This window comes from Streptomyces sp. NPDC040622 (assembly GCF_055593965.1).
The window spans coordinates 519,491-540,502 of the sequence record NZ_JBVIXD010000003.1 but is presented as its reverse complement, the minus strand read 5'-3'; the positions used below and the strand labels follow the sequence as shown (position 1 = coordinate 540,502).

19 protein-coding genes are annotated in these 21,012 nt (G+C 68.9%); 9 read left to right on the top strand and 10 right to left on the bottom strand.

The features are described from left to right. Positions 1 to 7: 7 nt before the first annotated feature. Together ACZ592_RS10835 and ACZ592_RS10830 are read left to right on the top strand one after the other, a co-directional pair. Positions 8 to 1,264 carry an MFS transporter gene (locus tag ACZ592_RS10835; RefSeq protein ID WP_471581176.1) on the top strand — a complete coding sequence of 419 codons (1,257 nt, stop codon included), beginning with the start codon at positions 8 to 10 and terminating at the stop codon, positions 1,262 to 1,264. Positions 1,265 to 1,378: 114 nt separating this feature from the next. After that, positions 1,379 to 1,894: a DUF3824 domain-containing protein gene (locus tag ACZ592_RS10830; RefSeq protein ID WP_471581175.1), complete on the top strand. Its 516-nt coding sequence runs from the start codon at positions 1,379 to 1,381 to the stop codon at positions 1,892 to 1,894. Between the two features lie 112 nt (positions 1,895 to 2,006). Here the strand turns inward: ACZ592_RS10830 and ACZ592_RS10825 are convergent, their stop codons facing one another. After that, a complete protein-coding gene (locus ACZ592_RS10825; RefSeq protein WP_471581174.1) occupies positions 2,007 to 3,473 on the bottom strand; it encodes a CCA tRNA nucleotidyltransferase in 1,467 nt (488 codons plus the stop codon). 275 nt (positions 3,474 to 3,748) lie between these two features. Here ACZ592_RS10825 and ACZ592_RS10820 point away from each other — a divergent pair, with 275 nt between their 5' ends. The 7 genes from ACZ592_RS10820 to trxA all read left to right on the top strand — a co-directional run bounded on the left by ACZ592_RS10820 (position 3,749) and on the right by trxA (position 13,806). Further along, positions 3,749 to 6,142, top strand: coding sequence for a DUF6049 family protein (locus tag ACZ592_RS10820; RefSeq protein WP_471581173.1), 2,394 nt, complete (start codon positions 3,749 to 3,751; stop codon positions 6,140 to 6,142). Between the two features lie 46 nt (positions 6,143 to 6,188). Continuing rightward, complete coding sequence (gene murJ / locus ACZ592_RS10815; protein ID WP_471581172.1) at positions 6,189 to 8,633, top strand: murein biosynthesis integral membrane protein MurJ; 2,445 nt, start codon at positions 6,189 to 6,191, stop codon at positions 8,631 to 8,633. Between the two features lie 118 nt (positions 8,634 to 8,751). Continuing rightward, positions 8,752 to 10,476 carry a protein kinase family protein gene (locus ACZ592_RS10810; RefSeq protein WP_471581171.1) on the top strand — a complete coding sequence of 575 codons (1,725 nt, stop codon included), beginning with the start codon at positions 8,752 to 8,754 and terminating at the stop codon, positions 10,474 to 10,476. 66 nt (positions 10,477 to 10,542) lie between these two features. Next, positions 10,543 to 11,253, top strand: a complete 711-nt coding sequence (sigM, locus tag ACZ592_RS10805) for an RNA polymerase sigma factor SigM (protein ID WP_471581417.1) — start codon at positions 10,543 to 10,545, stop codon at positions 11,251 to 11,253. Further along, positions 11,250 to 12,212, top strand: coding sequence for an anti-sigma factor family protein (locus ACZ592_RS10800; RefSeq protein WP_471581170.1), 963 nt, complete (start codon positions 11,250 to 11,252; stop codon positions 12,210 to 12,212). Before sigM ends, ACZ592_RS10800 begins: the two co-directional genes overlap by 4 nt. Before the next feature lie 236 nt (positions 12,213 to 12,448). Next, positions 12,449 to 13,426: a thioredoxin-disulfide reductase gene (gene trxB, locus ACZ592_RS10795; protein WP_471581169.1), complete on the top strand. Its 978-nt coding sequence runs from the start codon at positions 12,449 to 12,451 to the stop codon at positions 13,424 to 13,426. 47 nt (positions 13,427 to 13,473) lie between these two features. Then, positions 13,474 to 13,806 carry a thioredoxin gene (gene trxA / locus ACZ592_RS10790; protein ID WP_471581168.1) on the top strand — a complete coding sequence of 111 codons (333 nt, stop codon included), beginning with the start codon at positions 13,474 to 13,476 and terminating at the stop codon, positions 13,804 to 13,806. Between the two features lie 87 nt (positions 13,807 to 13,893). Here the strand turns inward: trxA and ACZ592_RS10785 are convergent, their stop codons facing one another. The 9 genes from ACZ592_RS10785 to rpmH form a co-directional block, all read right to left on the bottom strand. Next, positions 13,894 to 14,511: a GNAT family N-acetyltransferase gene (locus ACZ592_RS10785; RefSeq protein ID WP_471581167.1), complete on the bottom strand. Its 618-nt coding sequence runs from the start codon at positions 14,509 to 14,511 to the stop codon at positions 13,894 to 13,896. A 306-nt stretch (positions 14,512 to 14,817) separates the two neighbouring features. Continuing rightward, the gene (locus ACZ592_RS10780) at positions 14,818 to 15,933 is read right to left on the bottom strand and encodes a ParB/RepB/Spo0J family partition protein (protein ID WP_471581166.1); all 1,116 of its coding nucleotides are present in this window, start codon (positions 15,931 to 15,933) and stop codon (positions 14,818 to 14,820) included. Continuing rightward, a complete protein-coding gene (locus ACZ592_RS10775; protein ID WP_471581165.1) occupies positions 15,930 to 17,006 on the bottom strand; it encodes a ParA family protein in 1,077 nt (358 codons plus the stop codon). The genes ACZ592_RS10780 and ACZ592_RS10775 overlap by 4 nt, the downstream gene beginning before the upstream one ends. Before the next feature lie 310 nt (positions 17,007 to 17,316). Continuing rightward, positions 17,317 to 18,033 carry a 16S rRNA (guanine(527)-N(7))-methyltransferase RsmG gene (gene rsmG / locus ACZ592_RS10770; protein ID WP_471581164.1) on the bottom strand — a complete coding sequence of 239 codons (717 nt, stop codon included), beginning with the start codon at positions 18,031 to 18,033 and terminating at the stop codon, positions 17,317 to 17,319. A 100-nt stretch (positions 18,034 to 18,133) separates the two neighbouring features. Continuing rightward, positions 18,134 to 18,652 (bottom strand): Jag family protein, encoded by a 519-nt coding sequence (locus ACZ592_RS10765; RefSeq protein WP_471581163.1) that lies wholly within the window; start codon positions 18,650 to 18,652, stop codon positions 18,134 to 18,136. Positions 18,653 to 18,666: 14 nt separating this feature from the next. Next, positions 18,667 to 19,980, bottom strand: a complete 1,314-nt coding sequence (gene yidC, locus ACZ592_RS10760) for a membrane protein insertase YidC (protein WP_471581162.1) — start codon at positions 19,978 to 19,980, stop codon at positions 18,667 to 18,669. A 3-nt stretch (positions 19,981 to 19,983) separates the two neighbouring features. Further along, entirely contained in the window at positions 19,984 to 20,340 is a 357-nt protein-coding gene (yidD, locus tag ACZ592_RS10755) for a membrane protein insertion efficiency factor YidD (protein ID WP_471581161.1), read from the bottom strand. Then, positions 20,337 to 20,708 (bottom strand): ribonuclease P protein component, encoded by a 372-nt coding sequence (rnpA, locus tag ACZ592_RS10750; protein ID WP_471581160.1) that lies wholly within the window; start codon positions 20,706 to 20,708, stop codon positions 20,337 to 20,339. Before rnpA ends, yidD begins: the two co-directional genes overlap by 4 nt. Before the next feature lie 21 nt (positions 20,709 to 20,729). Then, positions 20,730 to 20,867, bottom strand: coding sequence for a 50S ribosomal protein L34 (gene rpmH / locus ACZ592_RS10745; RefSeq protein WP_006381191.1), 138 nt, complete (start codon positions 20,865 to 20,867; stop codon positions 20,730 to 20,732). Between the last annotated feature and the right edge of the window lie 145 nt (positions 20,868 to 21,012).

Sequence of the window (21,012 nt, the reverse complement as noted above, 5' to 3'; positions counted from 1 at the left end):
GTGCTCCATGGCTGTCGTCGGTGACCTGCGGATACTGCTGCGACTGCGGGACTTCAGGCGGCTGCTCGCCGTACGGCTGATCTCCCAGGGCGCGGACGGCGTCTACCAGGTCGCGCTCGCCACCTACGTCGTCTTCTCCCCGGAGAAGCAGACCTCGCCGGCGGCCATCGCCTCCGCCATGGCGGTACTGCTCCTCCCTTACTCCCTGATCGGCCCCTTCGCGGGCGTCCTCCTCGACCGCTGGCAACGCCGCCAGGTCTTCCTGTACGGCAACCTCCTGCGGGCCGCGTTGGCGGCGCTGACCGCCGTGCTGATGCTGAGCGGCGTCCCCGACTGGCTCTTCTACCTCTCCGCCCTCTGCGTCACCGCCGTCAACCGCTTCGTCCTGGCCGGGCTCTCGGCCGCGCTGCCGCGGGTGGTCGACGCCGACCGTCTGGTCATCGCCAACTCCCTGTCGCCGACCGCGGGGACGCTCGCCGCCACCGTGGGCGGCGGCCTCGCCTTCGTGATCCGCCTGGTCGGGGCGGACTCGGACGCGGCAGTGGTCCTCTGCGGCGCCGCCCTGTACCTCTGCGCGGCTCTCGCCTCGCTGCGCATGGCACGTGAACTGCTCGGCCCCGACCCGGACCTGGTGCAGCCACGGCTCGTGGCGGCGCTGGCCGGAACGGCACGGGGACTGAAGGCCGGGGTCCGGCACCTTGCCGGGCGCCCCGCCGCCACCCGCGCACTGGCCGCGATGACAGTGCTGCGGTTCTGCTACGGCGCGCTGACCGTCATGGTCCTCATGCTGTGCCGGTACGCCTGGTCGTCGTCGGAGTCCGACGGGCTCGCGCTGCTGGGCCTGGCCGTGGGGGTCTCGGGCGCGGGGTTCTTCGTGGCGGCCCTGGTGACGCCGACGGCGGTGGGACGCCTGGGACCGGGCGGCTGGATCGCCGCGTGCGCGGGCACAGCGGCTGTCCTGGAACCGGCACTCGGCCTCCCCTTCGAGCCCGTCCCCCTCCTCGTCGCCGCCTTCGTGCTCGGCCTGACGACCCAAGGCGCGAAGATCGCCACGGACACGGTGGTGCAGTCCTCGGTGGACGACGGCTTCCGCGGCCGCGTCTTCTCCCTCTACGACGTCCTCTTCAACGTGGCGTTCGTGGGCGCGGCAGCGGTGGCGGCGCTGGTCCTGCCGCCTGATGGGCGGTCGGCTCCGCTGGTCGTCGGGGTGGCTTTGCTCTACGCGGCAATTGCGGCCGCTATGCGGCGGTTTGACGCGCAGTAAGTGTCACATCAGTGACACAGAGCCCCTCTGGGCTTCAGAGATGTCACTGCTCCCCGATAACTTACGGGCGTCTTATTCGCGCCATCGCGCTCTCGTTCAAGGGGGAACCCCAAAGTGACCACTCCGCCGCCCCAGGGCCAGACTCCGTACCCGCCCCAGGGCCAGAACCCCTATGGCCAGCCCCAGGGCGGCGCACCGTACGGCCAGCAGGCCCCCTACCCGCCGCAGCAGGGTCAGGGGACCGTGCCGCAGCAGCCGTATCCGGCCTTCAACCAGGGCGGCCCCGTTCCCCCGCCGCCGGCCCCCCGCCGCAGCGGCAGGAAGCTGCTTCTGCGCATCGGCGGCTTCATCCTGGTCGCGATCCTCATAGCCGTCGGCAAGTGGTACCTCGGCAAGAGCGATGCCGAGTCCACGTCGGTCGGCAGCTGCATGCACAACGAGGGCACGCAGTTCTCGCCGGACCTCAAGGAAGTCGACTGCTCCTCAAGCGACTCCGAGTTCGAGGTCGTCGAGAAGTTCGACAACACCAGCGACAGCGACAAGTGCGAGGCCGTCAAGACCTCCGAGGTCGCCTACTACCAGCAGGGCAAGGGCCACAACGTGGTGCTCTGCCTGAAGAAGACCAAGTAGGAGAAGACGGCCGAGGGGCGTTGTTTCACGGTTTCACGTGAAACAACGCCCCTCGGCATATCCGGGGTGACGGATGTTTCACGTGAAACCGTGAGACACCCGCCGCCCCGTCTCAGTTCTGCGCGGTCCACCACTCCTTGAGCGCCGCCGCCGCGGCGTCCCGCTCCATCGGCCCGTTCTCGAGGCGCAGCTCCAGCAGGAACTTGTAGGCCTTGCCGATCACCGGGCCCGGGCCGACGCCCAGGATCTCCTGGATGTCGTTGCCGTCGAGATCGGGTCGGATCGAGTCCAGCTCCTCCTGCTCCTGCAGGCGGGCGATGCGCTCCTCCAGGCCGTCATACGCACGCGACAGGGCATTCGCCTTGCGCTTGTTGCGCGTCGTGCAGTCGGAGCGGGTCAGCTTGTGCAGACGCTCCAGGAGCGGACCCGCATCGCGCACGTAGCGGCGTACGGCCGAATCCGTCCACTCTCCCGTGCCGTAGCCGTGGAAGCGCAGGTGGAGCTCGACCAGTCGCGAGACGTCCTTCACCAGCTCGTTGGAGTACTTGAGAGCCGTCATCCGCTTCTTGACCATCTTGGCCCCGACCACCTCGTGGTGGTGGAAGGAGACCCGGCCGTCGCCCTCGAAGCGCCGCGTCTTCGGCTTGCCGATGTCGTGCAGCAGCGCGGCGAGCCGCAGCGTCAGGTCGGGGCCGTCCGTCTCCAGCGCCATCGCCTGCTCGAGGACGATCAGCGAGTGGTCGTACACGTCCTTGTGGCGGTGGTGCTCGTCACGTTCCAGACGCAGCGCCGGCAGCTCGGGCAGAACCCGCTCGGCCAGCCCCGTGTCGACGAGAAGGGCCAGTCCCTTGCGCGGATGTGCGGAGAGGATCAGTTTGTTCAATTCGTCCCGCACGCGCTCCGCGGAGACGATGTCGATGCGCTCGGCCATCGCCGTCATCGCGGCGACGACGTCGGGGGCCACCTCGAAGTCCAGCTGCGCGGCGAAACGCGCGGCCCGCATCATCCTCAGCGGGTCGTCCGAGAAGGAGTCCTCGGGAGTGCCGGGGGTACGCAGGACGCGCTCGGACAGGTCCTCAAGGCCGCCGTGCGGGTCGATGAACTCCTTCTCGGGGAGCGCCACGGCCATCGCGTTCACGGTGAAGTCGCGCCGGACGAGGTCTTCCTCGATGGAGTCGCCGTACGAGACCTCCGGCTTGCGCGAGGTCCTGTCGTACGCCTCCGAGCGGTACGTCGTAACCTCGACCTGGAAGCTCAGATCAACGTCTCCGACACGGGCGTCCTTCTGGCAGCCGACCGTGCCGAAGGCGATCCCGACCTCCCACACCGCGTCGGCCCACGGCCGGACGATCTTCAGTACGTCCTCGGGGCGGGCGTCGGTCGTGAAGTCCAGGTCATTGCCGAGCCGGCCCAGAAGGGCGTCCCTGACCGAGCCGCCGACCAGGGCGAGGGAGAACCCTGCCTCCTGGAACCGGCGGGCGAGGTCGTCCGCGACAGGGGACACACGGAGCAGTTCGCCGACCGCGCGGCGCTGCACCTGGCTCAGTTCGCTGGGATTGTCTTCAATGGCGTTCGGCACAACAGAAAAGGGTACGTGGCCCGGCGCCCGCGGCCGACCCGATTCCCGCCGGGCCCCACGGCCCGACGGTCGCGCCGCCGCGCCGCCCCATCACGCGGAGCTTCGCCACCATCACGCGGAGCTGCCCACTCCTCACCTGGAGCTGTCCGCAGGTCACATGGAGCTGTCCACTTCCGATCACGTGGAGCAGTCCGCGGCACTTCGCCACAGCGCGCATCGTTACCATGCGTGGACGCACAACCGACGACCACTGATGACGAGGGACGGGCGAACGCGTGGCCGAGGCGGCAGACTTCCCGGGGACGAGCCCCTCACCTGCCAGCCGGTGGCTGCGGCGCACCGCAGCACTGCTGGTGGGTACCCCTTTGCTGGCCGGCCTTCTGCAGGTACCGGCAGGTCCTGTGGCGCATGCCACGGTGCCGGACACCAAGACCGGCGCCGTGCCGAGCGCGAAGGCCGACGCCACCGGATCCCGCACCGTCGACGTCTCCCTGGACTCGCTCACCCCCACCGCTCCCGGCGAGGGCGACACGCTCACCGTTTCGGGCACGGTCACCAACAACGGCAAGCAGACGGTGACCGGGGCACAGGTCGGCCTGCGCGTCGGCCCCACCCTCAACAGCCGCAGCGAGATCGACAGCGCCGCAAAGCGCACGGGCTACCAGCCGGGGGCGGACGGCACGGAGGTCGGCGGGAAGTACGTCGAGAAGATCACCAGGCTCGCGCCGGGTGTGCGACAGGACTTCAGCATCTCCGTACCCGTCAAGGCCCTGTCCCTGTCCGCCAGTGGCGTCTACCAGCTGGGCGTCACCCTCACCGGCCAGACCAGCGCCCAGCCCTACTCCCAGGTGCTCGGCATCGAGCGCACCTTCCTGCCGTGGCAGCCCGAAGCGGCCGGCACGAAGACAAAGATGTCGTACCTGTGGCCGCTCACCACCTCCACTCACCTCACGGCGAAGACCGGGTCCGACGAACAGCAGACGCCCGTCTTCAAGAACGACGACCTGGCCGACGAGCTGGCCTCCGGCGGGCGCCTGGAGCAGCTCCTGTCCCGCGGCAAGGAACTGGACGTCACCTGGGTCATCGACCCGGATCTGCTCGCCGCCGTGGAGGCGATGACGAAGAACTACCGGATCGAGAACCCCCACGGGGACACGACCCGGGCCGGCCGGCACCAGGCGGTCGCGAACCAGTGGCTCAACGACCTCCAGAGCGCCGTCAAGGGCAAGAAGGTCGTCGCGCTGCCCTTCGCCGACCCCGATCTTGCCTCCCTCGCGCACAACGGCAAGAAGGTCAGCGGCTCCCTCGGCCGCCTCAAGGAAGCCACTGACGTCGGCGCCGAGACGGTGCAGACGATCCTCCAGGTGAAGCCGAGCACGGACTTCGCGTGGCCCGCCGACGGGGCGATCGACCCGTCGGTCGTCGACGTCGCCACCTCCGCGGGCGCCCACTCGGTGATCACCCGGAGCGACAGCCTGCGCGAGACCGGCGGGCTGCCGTACGCGCCGACCGCGGCCCGGCCCATCGGCGGCGGCACGACCGCCGTGGTGGCCGACGCCCGCCTCTCGACGGCCTTCCAGGGCGACATGTCGGAGTCCGAGAACTCGACGCTCGCCGTCCAGGAGTTCCTCGCCCAGAGCCTGATGCTCACCATGCAGGATCCCGGCAAGCAGCGGAGCATCGTCGTCGCCCCCCAGCGCATGCCCTCGGCCAGCCAGGCGCAGACCATGCAGAAGGCGCTGAGCACGCTCGCCGACGGCAAGTGGTCGCAGTTCGAGGACCTGACGGCTGCGGCGAAGGCCAAGCCGGACCCACAGGCCACCACCCGGGTACCCTCGGCCGCCGCCTACCCTGCGGCGCTGCGCAAGCAGGAACTGCCGCAGAAGGCCTTCGAGTCGATCCAGAGCACCCAGAACCAGCTCGAACGCTTTCAGGTGATCCTCAGCGAGAAGGACCGCGTGGTCACCCCCTTCGGGCGGGCCATAGACCGTGAGATGTCGACGTCCTGGCGCGGCCGCCCGAAGGAGGCGACGGCCTACCAGGACAGCGTCGGGGCCTACCTGGGAGACCTCACCAAGCAGGTCTCCCTGATCCAGCGGTCCGACGCGAAGCTCTCGGGCCGCAGCGCGACGATCCCGGTATCGGTGCAGAACAACCTGGTGCAGGGCGTCGACCACCTGGTCCTGCGCCTCTCCTCCACGAATCCCACGCGTCTGAAGATCGGCGACGGCCAGTTCGAAGAGAAGCCGATCAAGGTCGCGGGCGGGCACTCCCAATCCGTGAAGTTCACGACCACGGCCAATGCCAACGGTCCGGTCCCCGTGTACGCCCAGCTCTACACGGAGGACGGCGAGCCCTACGGCCAGGCCGTGCGCTTCGAGGTCAACGTCACCGAGGTCACCCTCACCGTGATGCTCGTCATCGCCGGCGGACTCCTGCTCCTCGTGCTCGCCGGGTTCCGGATGTACACCCAGCGCAAGCGCGCGGCCCGCAAGAAGGCCGAGGAAGGCCCGGAACAGGGCACGGACGAAGGACCGGAGGACGGCCCCGAGGGGGGTTCCGGAGACGCGTCCGGGACGGACGACCCCGAGCAGCCGAGTGACCCGACACCGGACACCGCTCCGGAAAGCACCGACCCGTCGGACACGGGTGAGAGAGTGGACCGTTGAGCGATGTCGTGGCCGGTGGGCCCGGGGACGATGAGGTGGGGTAACCATGAACGCGCCGTACGACGGTGACCGTGGCCAGGGCACGGGCGGCTCCGCCTCGCCCGGGGGCCCGCCGCCCGGCTCTCCCGAGCACGGGCAGGTGCCCCCGCAGCCCGCACCGGACATGTATCTCCAGGACGCCTACGACCAGGACCCCTACCGGGCGCAGGACCTCTCCGCCCAGGACCCGGTGACCGAGGCCCTGTACGACCGCGCGGCGCACCCCCCGCCGCCGCCCGGCACCTATCAGCAGCAGCCGCTCTACGGCCAGCCGCCCTCCCCCCAGCACGCCCCCGACCCGCGCATGTGGGCACAGCCCCCGGCCCCCGAGCCGGAGGGGCCGACCCGGCACCTCCCGTACGGCGACGACGCCCGTACGACGCAGTTCGTCGGCGTCGATGACCTGGTCACCCATTCCGGCGAGGAACACCACGAGCCGGACGCCTTCGCTCACCTCTTCCGTGACCAGCAGCCGGGCGGCTACCGCAATCAGCAGGCCGGATACCAGCAGGAAGGTCAGCAGCAGAGCGCGTATCCGCAGGACGGCTACCAACAGGCCGGGTACCAGCAGAACGCGTACCAGCAGGGCGGCTATCAACAGGCGGGCTACCAGCAGGCCGGGTACCAGCAAGGCGGGTACCCGCAAGCCGGCTATCCCCAGGGCGGCGACTATCCCCAGGGTGACGGCTACCAGCAGGGCAACGGCTACCAGCAGCCCGTCGACGGCGGTTACCCGCCCGCGGACCAGCCGATCGTGCCGGCACCGGCGCCCGCGCCGGCACCTTCACCGGGACCGGCGCCCGCCGCCAAGTCCGGCGGCCGCGCGTCGAGCCTGCTGAAGTCGAGCGCCCTCATGGCGGCGGGCACGATCGTCTCCCGCCTCACCGGCTTCCTGCGGACCCTGGTCATGGCCGCCGCGATCGGTGTCGGCCTGCTCAACGACTCGTACCAGGTCGCGAACACCCTGCCGACGATGATCTACGTCCTGGTCGGCGGCGGCGCCCTGAACGCGGTCTTCATCCCGCAGCTCGTGCGGGCCATGAAGAACGACGAGGACGAGGGCGAGGGCTATGCCAACCGGCTCCTGACCCTCGTGATGGTCCTGCTCGCCGGTGTCACCCTCATCTGTGTGGTGGCGGCGCCGATGTTCGTCCGCATGATGTCGCCGACGATCGCGGACGACCCCGTCCGCATGGACGTCACCGTCACCTTCGCGCGCTTCTGCATTCCGACGATGTTCTTCATGGGCGTGCACGTCGTGCTCGGGCAGATCCTCAACGCCCGCGGCCGTTTCGGCGCGATGATGTGGACCCCGGTCCTCAACAACATCGTCGTCATCGCCACCTTCGGCGCCTTCATCTGGGCCTTCGGCGGCTTCACCGACTCCGGGGTCACCCCCGCGAACATCACGCCGGACGGCGTGCGCCTCCTGGGTCTCGGCACCCTGCTCGGCCTGGTCGTGCAGGCCCTGGCCATGCTCCCGTACCTGCGCGAGGCCGGCTTCAAGCTCCGGCTGCGCTTCGACTGGCGCGGCCACGGCCTCGGCAAGGCCGCGCGGCTCGCGAAGTGGACCTTCTTCTTCGTGCTGGCCAACCAGATCGGCATGGTGGTCGTCACCCAGCTCGCCACCAGCGCGGGCACGACGGCCACGGCGGACGGCCACTCCGGCACCGGCATCACCGCCTACAACTACGCGCTGCTCCTGTGGCAGATGCCGCAGGCCATCATCACGGTCTCCGTGATGACCGCGGTCCTGCCCCGCATCTCCCGCTCGGCGAACGACGGCGACGCGGCTGCCGTCCGCGACGACATCTCGTACGGCCTGCGGACCTCGGCCGTGGCGATCGTGCCGTGCGCCTTCGCCTTCCTCGCCCTCGGCGTGCCGATGGCGACGCTGCTGTACGCGGGCTCCGGCTCGGGCGCGCAGAACATCGGCTACACCCTGATGGCGTTCGGGCTCGGCCTGATTCCGTACTCGGTCCAGTACGTCGTCCTGCGCGGCTTCTACGCCTACGAGGACACGCGGACGCCGTTCTACAACACCGTGATCGTGGCGACCGTCAACGCGGTGGCCTCGGCCCTGTGCTTCTTCGTCCTGCCCGCCCGGTGGGCCGTCGTCGGCATGGCCGCCTCCTACGGCCTCGCCTACGCGGTCGGCGTCGGTGTCGCCTGGCGGCGCCTGCGGGTGCGACTCGGCGGCGATCTGGACGGCGCCCAGGTGGCACGCACGTACACCCGCCTCTTCGGCGCCTCGATCCCCGCGGCCCTCGTCGGTGGCGCCGTGGGCTTCGCCATCCTGAAGGCGATGGGCACCGGGGCGATCAGCTCCCTGGCGGCGCTGGTCGCCGGAGGCATCGCACTCATCGGTGTCTTCTTCGTGGCCGCCCGGAAGATGCGGATCGCGGAGCTCAACTCGATGGTCGGCATGGTCCGCGGCCGTCTCGGTCGCTGAGATGGTCGGCCCCGCACAACCATCGTCGGCCACCGCGTGTCGTGCATAGCACCGGACTGTGGGCACAATTGGCTTTGGCGTCTGACGAAGCGCAACGGATGGGGAGGCAGGAACGACGGTGGCGGAACGGAGCACGGCTGCCGTCGACGTGGCAGACAACAGCGGCGATGAGCCGCTGACCGCCAAGGCGGAGCAGGCCACGGCCGACGGGGTGGCCCAGACCCGGGAGCGGGACACGGCAGCAGATGAAGACGCGGCGGAGACGGCGGAGAAGAAGGCGCCCGCGACCCGCGAGGCCCCCTCACCCCCAGAACTGCACAGCGGTCACAAACTCGCCAGACGTTATCGGCTCGAAGAGTGCGTCACCCGTCTGGACGGTTTCAGCAGCTGGCGTGCTGTCGACGAGAAGCTGCGCCGCGCCGTAGGCGTGCATCTCCTGCCCGCCGACCACCCGAGGGCCCGCTCGGTCCTCGCGGCGGCCCGTTCCTCGGCGCTGCTCGGTGACCCGCGGTTCGTGCAGGTCCTGGACGCCGTCGAGGAGAACGATCTCGTCTACGTCGTCCACGAGTGGCTTCCGGACGCCACGGAGCTCACCGCACTCCTGGCCGCGAGCCCGCTCGAGGCACATGACGCCTACCAGCTCGTCAGCCAGGTCTCCCAGGCCATGGCTGCCGCGCACCGTGAGGGTCTCGCGCATCTGCGGCTGACCCCGAGCGCCGTCCTGCGCACGTCCACGGGCCAGTACCGCATCCGCGGCCTCGCCGTGAACGCCGCGCTGCGCGGCATCGGCTCCGAAACCCCGCAGCGCACGGACACGGAGGCGATCGGCGCTCTCCTGTACGCCTCACTGACCCAGCGCTGGCCCTACGAGGACGATGCGTACGGCCTCTCCGGGCTGCCCAAGGGCGTCGGACTCATCGCCCCCGACCAGGTGCGGGCGGGCGTCCACCGCGGCCTCTCCGAGCTCGCCATGCGCGCGCTCGTCAACGACGGCGCGACCGCGTCACGCCAGGAACCTCCGTGCACGACGCCGGAGGAGCTGGTGAAGGCGATCGGTGAGATGCCCCGCATCCGCCCGCCGGAGCCCGCGTTCACCGCGCCGCCCGAATACCAGCGCACGACGTACCAGCAGGGCACATACGGCCGCACCGCGGCCCACCCGGGCGCCACCCAGCCCGTGCAGGCCCCGCCGCCCCCGCTGCAGAGCCGTACCGGCAAGGCCCTCAAGTGGGCCGTCTCGGCGCTGCTCATCGCCGCGCTCGGCCTGGGCAGCTGGCAGCTGGCCGACGCCCTGATGGACCGCGAAAAGTCCGGGGACTCCGGTACGTCGCACACCACCGGAGGCGGCGACAAGGGGCAGCCCAAGCCCGCGAAGCCGATCAGCATCAAGAATGGTCAGGAGTTCGCCCTGAAGGGCGAAGCCCTCCAGGCCCCGGGGACCGTCGCCAACACCTACGACAACGACTCGTCCACGCTCTGGCGCACCAAGACGTTCAACGACGGCCCTGAGCTCGCCCCGTACAAGCCCGGTGTCGGTATCGTCTACGACCTCGGCTCGGAGAAGGACGTGTCGCAGGCGTCGATAGCGCTTCGGTACGGCGGCCCCCACACCACGGTCTCGCTGTACGCAACGGATTCGCTGACGCCCTCGGCGGGCATCGAGTCGATGAAGAAGATCGGTACGGCCACCACGTCGGGCCAGACCGCGACGATCAAGGCCAAGAAGGCCGTGAAGTCGCGGTACGTGCTCCTGTGGATGACCGCGGTGCCGAAGTCCGGTCTCGACGGGTACTACAGCGCGGGATACAAGCAAGCCATAACGGACGTGAAGCTCAAGGGCTGAGGCATCGGCCCGCCACGGCTCACTGGGGGAGGGGGTTCGACGGTGGACGGCACCGCGCACGGTGAGATGAGCGACAAGGACCTCCTCTCCAGCCATGTCGCCGGCGACAAAGACGCCTTCGGCGAGCTGGTGCGGCGCCATCGCGACCGGCTGTGGGCCGTGGCCCTGCGCACGCTCGGGGACCGCGAGGAAGCCGCCGACGCGGTGCAGGACGCCCTCGTCTCCGCCTACCGCGCCGCGCACACGTTCCGCGGGCAGTCCGCCGTGACGACGTGGCTGCACCGGATCACCGTGAACGCCTGCCTGGACCGCGCGCGCAAAGCGGCATCCCGGAAGACCTCCCCGATCGACGACACCGAGCGCCTGGAACAGCTTCTGGAGCCGGAGGAGTCGGCCGCCGCCCCGGTGGAGCGGGGTGACGTCCACCGGGAGCTCCTGGAGGCGCTGGGCACCCTCCCGCACGACCAGCGCGCCGCCCTGGTCCTGGTCGACATGCAGGGCTACCCGGTGGCCGAGGCCGCCCAGGTCCTGGACGTCCCCACCGGCACCGTCAAGAGCCGCTGCGCGCGCGGCAGAGCCAGACTGCTGCCGCTGCTCACGCATCTGCGTACGGAGGCACCTTCACGCGACGGGGACGGCGGCGTCGGCGGAGAAAGCAAGAAGCCCGGCTCAGGAAGGAACCGGACGCAGGGGACATCCGTCCCACCGGCAGCAGGGCCACGGGATTCAGGACCAAGCGATTCAGCTGCCGTGAAGGGCGGAGGTGGGCGAGCGTGACAACCACGACCGACTCGGCCGGGCACCCGGAAGTCGCTGAGATCTCCGAACTGACCGAGGGCATGCTCTCCCCGTCGCGCACCAGCGACGTGCGGCGGCACCTGGACAGCTGCGAGCTGTGCGCCGACGTCTACGCCTCTCTGGAGGAGATCCGCGGGATACTCGGTACCCTCCCCGGCCCTCCGCGCATGCCGGACGACATCGCCGGCCGCATCGACGCGGCACTGGCGGCGGAAGCGCTGCTCGACTCCACCGTTCCCGAGGGCCTCCCCTCCCAGGACGTGGCGCCCGAGGCCCCGGCCCCCGAGTCCGTCTCCACTGCGCCGTCGCCCGCTGTCGCGCGTGTTTCACGTGAAACATCGTCGGCTCCCGCATCCTCCGAGGCCACCGACCGCCCCGCCGGACGAGGCCGCGCTGCCACCGGACCGGGGCGCGGCGGTCGCCTGCGGGGCATGCGCCGACGGACCACCGTGCTCAGCGCCGTCTTCACCGCGGCCGCGATCGGCCTGGGCACCCTGCTGATCCAGACGATGGGCGGCGACTCCGGCGAGACGACCGGAACGGCCTCCGGACGGGACACCGCGAGCACCTTCGCCGAGGGAAAGCTCAAGGGGCGTGTCGCCGATCTCCTCGACAAGAACTCCGTCCACGAGTCCGGAGGGAAGTCGGACGGCTCGACGCCGTCGTTCGACACCCGCTCCAGCCCGGAGTCCCCCAAGATGAACGCGCCGAAGCAGGCGGTCCAGGTCCCGGAGTGCATTCAGCGCGGCATCGGAGACAAGATTCCGCTCGCTGCCGAAGAGGGTTCGTACGAGGGCAAGCGCGCCTACCTCGTCGTGGTGCCCCATGACTCCGACACCACCAAGGTCTCCGCGTACGTCGTCGACGCGACCTGTGTCGGCAAGTCCTCGCCGCCCGCGGGCAAGGTCCTCGTGACGCACGCCTACCCACAGAACTGACGTCCCAGGTCCCCCGCGGAGCTGACGGCTCGATCCTTTTCCACACCGTTCTACGGGCACCCGACGCTGCGACCAGCCGTCTTGTGGTGCACGGCACTCGCCTTCCTGACACGCTTCCGTGCGCTCGGACGCGTCGGGGAATGCATGCCCCGTAGGATCCGTTGGGTGGGGTGAGAGTCCTGAGACGGGCACCCACCAGCAGTACGCAGCAGTCCCCAGAGACGAGGAATCAAGCCGTGACCGACGTCCGTAACGTGATCATCATCGGCTCCGGGCCCGCCGGCTACACAGCGGCGCTCTACACCGCGCGCGCGTCGCTGAAGCCGCTGGTGTTCGAGGGCGCCGTCACAGCAGGCGGTGCACTGATGAACACCACCGAGGTGGAGAACTTCCCCGGCTTCCAGGACGGCGTCATGGGCCCCGAGCTCATGGACAACATGCGGGCCCAGGCCGAGCGCTTCGGCGCCGAGCTCGTGCCCGACGACATCGTCGCCGTCGACCTCAGTGGTGAGATCAAGACCGTGACGGACACCGCGGGCACCGTGCACCGCGCGAAGACCGTCATCGTCACGACCGGCTCGCAGCACCGCAAGCTCGGCCTGCCGAACGAGGACGCCCTCTCCGGACGCGGCGTCTCCTGGTGCGCCACCTGCGACGGCTTCTTCTTCAAGGACCAGGACATCGCCGTGATCGGCGGCGGCGACACCGCGATGGAGGAGGCCACCTTCCTCTCGCGCTTCGCCAAGTCCGTGACGATCGTGCACCGTCGTGACAGCCTGCGCGCCTCCAAGGCGATGCAGGACCGTGCCTTCGCCGACCCGAAGATCAAGTTCATCTGGGACAGCGAGATCGCCGAGATCAAGGGCGAGCAGAAGCTCTCCGGTCTGGCGCTGCGCAACCTGAAGACGGGCGAGACGTCCGAGCTGCCCGTGACGGGCCTGTTCATCGCGATCGGCCACGACCCGCGCACGGAGCTCTTCAAGGGTCAGCTGGAGCTGGACGACGAGGGCTACCTGAAGGTCGACGCGCCCTCGACCCGGACGAACCTGACCGGTGTCTTCGGCGCTGGTGACGTCGTCGACCACACGTACCGTCAGGCGATCACGGCTGCCGGCACCGGCTGCTCCGCCGCTCTCGACGCCGAGCGCTTCCTGGCGGCGCTCTCCGACGCCGAGGCACCCGAGCCCGAGAAGACCCCGACCGCCACCGTCTGATCCCTACCCTTCACCCCTGCACCACCCCGAGAAATGAGGAGCCCGCAGTGGCCGGCACCCTGAAGAACGTGACAGACGCCTCCTTCGACGAGGACGTCCTCAAGAGCGACAAGCCTGTCCTGGTGGACTTCTGGGCCGCTTGGTGCGGTCCGTGCCGCCAGATCGCGCCCTCGCTCGAGGCGATCGCCGCCGAGCACGGCGACAAGATCGAGGTCGTCAAGCTCAACATCGACGAGAACCCGGCGACAGCCGCCAAGTACGGCGTCATGTCCATCCCGACCCTGAACGTCTACCAGGGTGGCGAGGTGGCCAAGACCATCGTGGGCGCCAAGCCGAAGGCCGCGATCGTCCGCGACCTCGAGGACTTCATCTCCGAGTAATCGGCGACGATGTTTCACGTGAAACACGAATGGACCAGTCCCTGTGGGGGCTGGTCCATTCGCTTGTCGTCGCCCTGATTCCCCGGGTCACAGCGGTCGCAGCGCGGGTTCCTTCTGCACCGCTCCGAGCAGACGGTCGAGCGCCAACTCGACGTCCTCCTTCCAGGAGAGCGTGGTGCGCAGCTCGAGCCGCAACCGCGGGTAGGCAGGATGCGGGCGGACCGTCTTGAACCCCACCGACAGGAGATGATCCGCCGGCAGCAGGCACGCAGGCTTCTCCCACCGTGCGTCCCCGAAGGCTTCGATCGCCTTGAAGCCTCGTCTCAGCAGATCCTTCGCGACCGTCTGGACGATCACCCTGCCGAGTCCCTGTCCCTGATAGCCGGGCATGATCCAGGCCGTCATCAGCTGAACGGCGTCCGGGGACACCGGGCTCGTCGGGAACGCCGTGGCGCGCGGTACGTAGGCCGGAGGCGCGTAGAGCACGAAGCCCACCGGGACGTCGTCGACGTAGACGACCCGGCCGCAGGATCCCCACTCCAGCAGGACAGCGGAGATCCACGCCTCTTTCTCCAGCTCCGGGGTTCCTGCCTTTACTGCCGCCTCTCCGCTGACCGGATCCAGCTCCCAGAAGACGCACTCCCGGCAACGGTTGGGGAGGTCCGGGAGGTTGTCCAGTGTGAGCGGTACGAGCCGACGCCCCATGAAGGCGGTTCCTCACTTCCGTCGGCCGCCGCACTGCGGGCGGCTGTCAGCGCGCTGCGTTCCCTGAGCAGGCTGCCGACGAAGCCGCCGACCGCTCCCAGCCCCAGGCCCGCGGTCATCAGTCCGGTGCGGCTCATCGTTCGCATGGCCCCCGCCTCCCCAATGAGGTGCCGTCAGGTGGATGCGCCATACCTGAACGCATCGTATCCACGAAGCGATTGCACCGATACCGTAGGAAAGCAAAGAGCGGGCCGTGTTCCGGTACAGACCGGACACGGCCCGCTCTCGCGGTACCGAGCTCTGTGACTAGGCCTTGTCGCCCTCGGAGGGGTCGTCCGAGGCGTCTTCGTCCAGCCCGTTCTTCAGGACAGGCCCCTCTCCCGGAGCCAGTGTGCTGAGGATGCGCTCCAAGTCCTCCAGAGAGGCGAAGTCAACGACGATCTTCCCCTTCTTCTGGCCCAGGTCCACCCTCACCCGAGTCTCGAACCGGTCGGAGAGCCGGGTGGCGAGGGTGCTGAGCGCCGGCGAGACGCGGGTGCCGGCCCGCGGCCCCTTGGCCTTCGGAGCGCTCTGTGGCCGCGAACCCATGAGGGTCACGATCTCCTCGACCGCACGCACCGAGAGCCCCTCGGCCACGATGCGGTGTGCGAGCCGGTCCTGCTCCTCGGAGTCCTCGACGGAGAGCAGTGCACGGGCGTGCCCCGCGGAGAGAACTCCGGCAGCCACCCGACGCTGTACCGCCGGCGAGAGCTTCAGCAGTCGCAGTGTGTTGGAGACCTGCGGGCGGGACCGACCGATGCGGTCCGCCAGCTGGTCGTGCGTGCAGTTGAAGTCCTTGAGCAACTGGTCGTAGGCGGCAGCCTCTTCCAGCGGGTTCAGCTGCGCACGGTGGAGGTTCTCGAGCAGCGCGTCCAGGAGGAGCTTCTCGTCCTCCGTGGCCCGCACGATGGCCGGGATGCGCTCCAGGCCCGCCTCCCGGCAGGCCCGCCAGCGCCGCTCGCCCATGATGAGCTCGTAGCGTGCGGGTCCCATCTGCCGTACGACGACCGGCTGGAGAAGCCCGACCTCCTTAATGGAGGTCACCAGTTCGGCGAGAGCGTCCTCGTCGAACACCACACGCGGCTGCTGCGGGTTGGCGGTGATGGCATCCAGCGGCAGCTCGGCGAAGTACGCCCCGGCTACCGTCTGGTTCTCCGGCGTCTCCGCGGACTGCTGCGGCGGCGCCACCGTTTCATGTGAAACAGAGCTCTGCGGGAGCGCCGCCACCTTCGCGGCCGCCACGCCTCGCTCAGCGGTCAGTACCGGTACCGCCGAGGGAGAGGTCGAGCCTCCCCCCATGTTCTGCGAGGGCTGCTTCTCCGTCGGGGCTGCAGGGATCAAGGCACCGAGGCCTCGGCCCAGCCCTCTCCTTCGCTCGCTCACTGCATCCCCTCCGTCATGCTGTGCTGGTCGTTCTGAGCGCCCGTGTGGGCGTGCTGGACGTCGTAGCGCACTCCGACTCCCCGCAGCGCGATCTCTCGTGCCGCTTCGAAGTAGGAGAGGGCGCCACTCGATCCCGGATCGTAGGTGAGCACCGTCTGGCCGTAGCTCGGGGCCTCGGAGATGCGGACCGACCGCGGGATGCTCGTCCGCAGGACCTCGTCACCGAAGTGGTTGCGCACCTCGTCCGCCACCTGAGAGGCGAGTCGAGTCCTGCCGTCATACATGGTCAGCAGGATCGTCGACACATGCAGGTTCGGGTTGAGGTGTCCCCGCACCAGGTCGACGTTGCGCAGGAGCTGACCCAGCCCTTCCAGTGCGTAGTACTCGCACTGGATGGGGATCAGCACCTCCGCACCGGCCACCAACGCGTTGACCGTCAGCAGGCCCAGCGACGGCGGGCAGTCGATGAGGATGTAGTCCAGCGGCTGCTCGTACGCCTGGATCGCCCGCTGCAGCCGGCTCTCCCGTGCCACCAGCGACACCAGCTCGATCTCCGCACCGGCGAGATCGATGGTGGCCGGGGCGCAGAAGAGACCCTCGACGTCGGGTACCGGCTGGACGACGTCGGAGAGCGGCCTGCTGTCGACCAGGACGTCGTAGATAGAGGGCACTTCGGCGTGATGGTCGATCCCGAGAGCCGTAGAGGCATTGCCCTGCGGGTCGAGGTCGATCACCAGGACGCGTGCGCCGTGCAGAGCGAGTGAGGCGGCGAGATTGACGGTTGTCGTCGTCTTGCCCACCCCACCCTTCTGGTTGGCGACCACCATGACGCGGGTCTGCTCAGGACGTGGCAGACCCTCGCCTGCGCGGCCGAGAGCTTCCACTGCCAGTTGGGCAGCACGACCGATGGGTGTGTCGTCCATCGGGGTCGGTGTTTCACGTGAAACATCCTCCCCCGCCGACTCGGTACGGGGACCGGGGACCGGATCGGTCATCGGTCCCGCGATGTTGGCGTCGGACCGCAAGGATTCACTCTCCTCGACATCAGGCTCGCAATGAACAGAGCCTCCCATGCTTTGAGGGTCATGAACCAGCGAGGCCCGGTCTTCTGTGGACGAATCCACCTCTGTGGACAACTCCGTCCCCTTATCGAGGGAACCGAGGGGTCGGCGGTCGCGAGGTTCAGCAGCGCGGCCGCGACTGATGATGCCATGCAGCAGTGAGCGACGTTTCACGTGAAACACGATGCACGGCAGCCGGGGTGCCGCTGGTGCGACACCCCGGTATGGGTACGTTTTGCAGCTTTTGTGGAGTACGGCTCGTCGCCAGGACGGATCAGTGGCTGTCGACGAAGGAACGGCCACGGATACCGAGGGGAGCGGTTCAGCGGCGACGGCGAGCGCGTCCGGCGCGAGCCGCCTTGGCCCGCTTCGCCGCGAAGCGCACGCCGCCGGGACTCTCCCCGACCTCGACCCGGACGACCGTGGACAGCGGGTCCACGACGCCCTCGCCGACGTGCAGTACCGACGTGTCCACCGCGCCGAGCTTGCTCAAGGCGGCGCCTGCCGCCTTGACCTCTTCCTCGGCGGTGTCTCCCTTGAGGAGCAGCATCTCTCCGTACGGCCTGAGCAGCGGCACACCCCAGGCCGCCAGGCGGTCCAGCGGCGCGACGGCGCGCGCGGTCACCACGTGGACCGGAGGGAGCTTGCCGAGCACTTCCTCGGCACGGCCGCGCACGACCGTCACGTGGTCGAGGCCGAGCAGCTCCACCACTTCGGTGAGGAAGTTCGTACGCCGCAGCAACGGTTCGAGAAGCGTGATCTTCAGATCCGGGCGGACCAGGGCGAGCGGGATACCCGGCAGGCCGGCGCCTGAGCCGACATCGCACACCGTGACGCCCTCGGGCACGACCTCGGAGAGCACCGCACAGTTCAGCAGGTGCCGTTCCCACAGGCGTGGCACTTCGCGAGGACCGATCAGACCGCGCTGGACTCCCGCGTCGGCAAGGAGTTCCGCGTACCGGACCGCGTCCGAGAAGCGATCACCGAATACCGTCCGGGCCTCTTCCGGCGCCGGGGGGAGCTCCGCTTCCTCCGTCACGGGGACCGTCCTTCCGTACCGCACTGGGGGTGGCTGTCTAACAGGCTGACAAAGATCGGCCCCGCCTGCGAACAGACGGGGCCGGGGGACGCTGTGCCGATCAGGCGGGGAGTACGACGACGAAGCGCTGCGGCTCCTCGCCCTCGGACTCGCTGCGCAGACCTGCGGCCTTGACGGCGTCGTGCACGACCTTGCGCTCGAACGGAGTCATCGGCTCGAGCTTGGCCGGCTCGCCGGAGCTCTTCACCTCGGCCGCGGCCTTGGCGCCCAGCTCCGAGAGCTCCTCGCGCTTCTTGGCGCGGTAGCCCGCGATGTCCAGCATCAGGCGGCTGCGGTCACCGGTCTCGCGGTGCACGGCGAGACGCGTGAGCTCCTGAAGCGCCTCCAGGACCTCGCCGTCACGGCCGACCAGCTTCTGCAGGTCGCGGCCGCCGCCCTCACTGATGATCGATACAGCGGCACGGTCGGCCTCGACGTCCATGTCGATGTCGCCGTCCAGGTCGGCGATGTCCAGCAGACCCTCGAGGTAGTCCGCCGCGATCTCGCCCTCCTGCTCGAGGCGGGTGAGGGTGTCGCCGGCCTCGGCTGCGGCGGAGGTGGTGGTGGTGCCTTCCGTCACGGGATGGGCTCCTTCTACTTCTTGGAGGACGGGTGCTTGGGCCGCTGCTGGCCCTTGCGCTGCTGTCCCGACTTGGCTCGGCTGCGCTGACCGGGGTTGGGCTTGTTGCCCTGGTTGCCACCGGTCTGCTTGGCCTTGGGGGAGGCGTCCTCGGGTTCGGCCGCGACCTTCTCCAGCGAGGTCTTCTCGTCGGAGGTGTCGTCGTCCGCCTTGGTGGCCCCGGTCGCACCCTGCGTCGTGGCCGTCTGGCGCTTGGCCTTGCTCTGGCGCTTGGGCTGCTGACGCTTCGGGGCGCCGCCTGCGGGCGTGCCGTCCTCGGTCTCGGTGACGACGGTGGTGTCGCTCTCGATCACGGTGCCGTCGGTCTGGGCCACGAGGCCCGCCTTGGTCAGGCCGTTGATGAACTTGCGCTCGAACTCGTTGCGGTCACGGCCCTTGGCGACGATCGCCTTGATGACGTTCGTGTTGCCACGCCCCCGCACCTTCTTGGTGTGCGTGAGCTGCTTCTGCAGGCGCTCCAGGAACGCGGCCTGGGCCTTGGAGCCGGGAGTCGGGTTGCGGCGGATGACGAACATCTGCTGGCCCATGGTCCACACGTTGGTGGTCAGCCAGTAGACGAGGACACCGACGGGGAAGTTGATGCCGAAGACGGCGAACATGACCGGGAAGACGTACATCAGCATCTTCTGCTGCTGCATGAACGGCGTCTTGACCGTGGTGTCGACGTTCTTCGTCATCAGCTGGCGCTGCGTGAAGAACTGCGAGGCCGACATCAGGATGATCATGACCGCGGTGACGACCCGGACATCCGTCAGGGTGGCACCGAGGGAGGCGACCTTGTCGGCGCCGTCGGTGAACTTCGCGGCCAGCGGAGCACCGACGATGTGCGCCTTACGCGCGCTCTCCAGGAGCTGGTCGTCGATGACACCGATCGTCTTGCCCGTGGCGATGCCGTTGAGCACGTGGTACAGAGCGAAGAAGAACGGCGACTGCGCCAGGATGGGAAGGCACGAGGAGAGCGGGTTGGTACCCGACTCCTTGTACAGCTTCATCATCTCTTCGGACTGACGCTGCTTGTCGCTCTTGTAGCGCTCCTGGATCTTCTTCATCTCGGGCTGCAGCGTCTGCATCGCCCGAGTGGCCTTGATCTGCTTCACGAAGAGCGGGATCAGGCAGATCCGGATGAGGATCACCAGGGACACGATGGACAGGCCCCAGGCCCAGCCCGTGTCGGGACCGAAGATCTTCCCGTACACCGAGTGGAACTGGACGATGACCCACGAAACTGGTGTCGTGATAAAGCTGAAGAGACTGGCAATCGTGTCCACTAATCAGGCTCCTTGAGCATGGGACGGGGTCTCGGTCTCGGCGGCCGTGCCCGAGGGGAGATCCCCGGTCGGCGCGCCTGCGGCGGAGGGCCCGCCCTTGCGTTCGCGCCAGGCAGCGCGCAGCATCTCGTGCCACCGCGGACGCTTGCGCGGCGGAACATGGTCGACACCACCGAGCGACCACGGATTGCACCGCAGGATGCGCCAGGCAGTGAGCGCCGTTCCCTTGATCGCACCGTGCCGGTCGATGGCCAGGTAGCCGTAGCGGGAACACGACGGGTAGTACTTGCACACCGGGCCCAGCAGCGGACTGATCGTCCACTGGTACAGCTTGATCAGAGCCAGCAGCGGGTACTTCATCGCGCGCCCCCTCCCAGCAACCGCTCCAAGGCGGTGTCCAGGTCTCGGGCCAGCTGTGCATGGTCGGCGTCGCCCGCTCCGGGCAGCGCTCGTACTACTACCAGGCTACCGGGGGGCACGAGGGCCAACCGGTCGCGCATCAAGTGACGCAGTCTGCGCTTCACCGCGTTGCGTACGACCGCTCCGCCCACGGCCTTGCTCACGACGAAACCCGCACGTGTCGGGGGAAGGCTCTCCCCTGGCACGTGCGGGTCCGTTGCACCGCTACGTAGATGGACGACGAGAAGCGGGCGTCCGGCCCGGCGTCCTCGGCGTACCGCGGTCGCGAAGTCTTCGCGCCGCCTCAGCCGATGCTCGGTAGGCAGCACGACGTCATGACCTGACTGAGATCAGGCGGACAGGCTGGCGCGACCCTTGCCACGACGGTTCGCGAGAATCGCGCGACCGGCACGGGTGCGCATCCGCAGGCGGAAGCCGTGGGTCTTGGCGCGACGACGGTTGTTCGGCTGGAAGGTGCGCTTGCTCACTCGGGGGCTCCAGAAAAGACTCGTTGGTGGCGGGACATCGCCTGGCTGTCACCGTGCGCCCACGAGAAGCTCGCGAATACGCACCGAGTGCACCGCTTCACAATCACAGATCGTGATCTTTGCCCATCGGAGGCAGGCGGCAGCA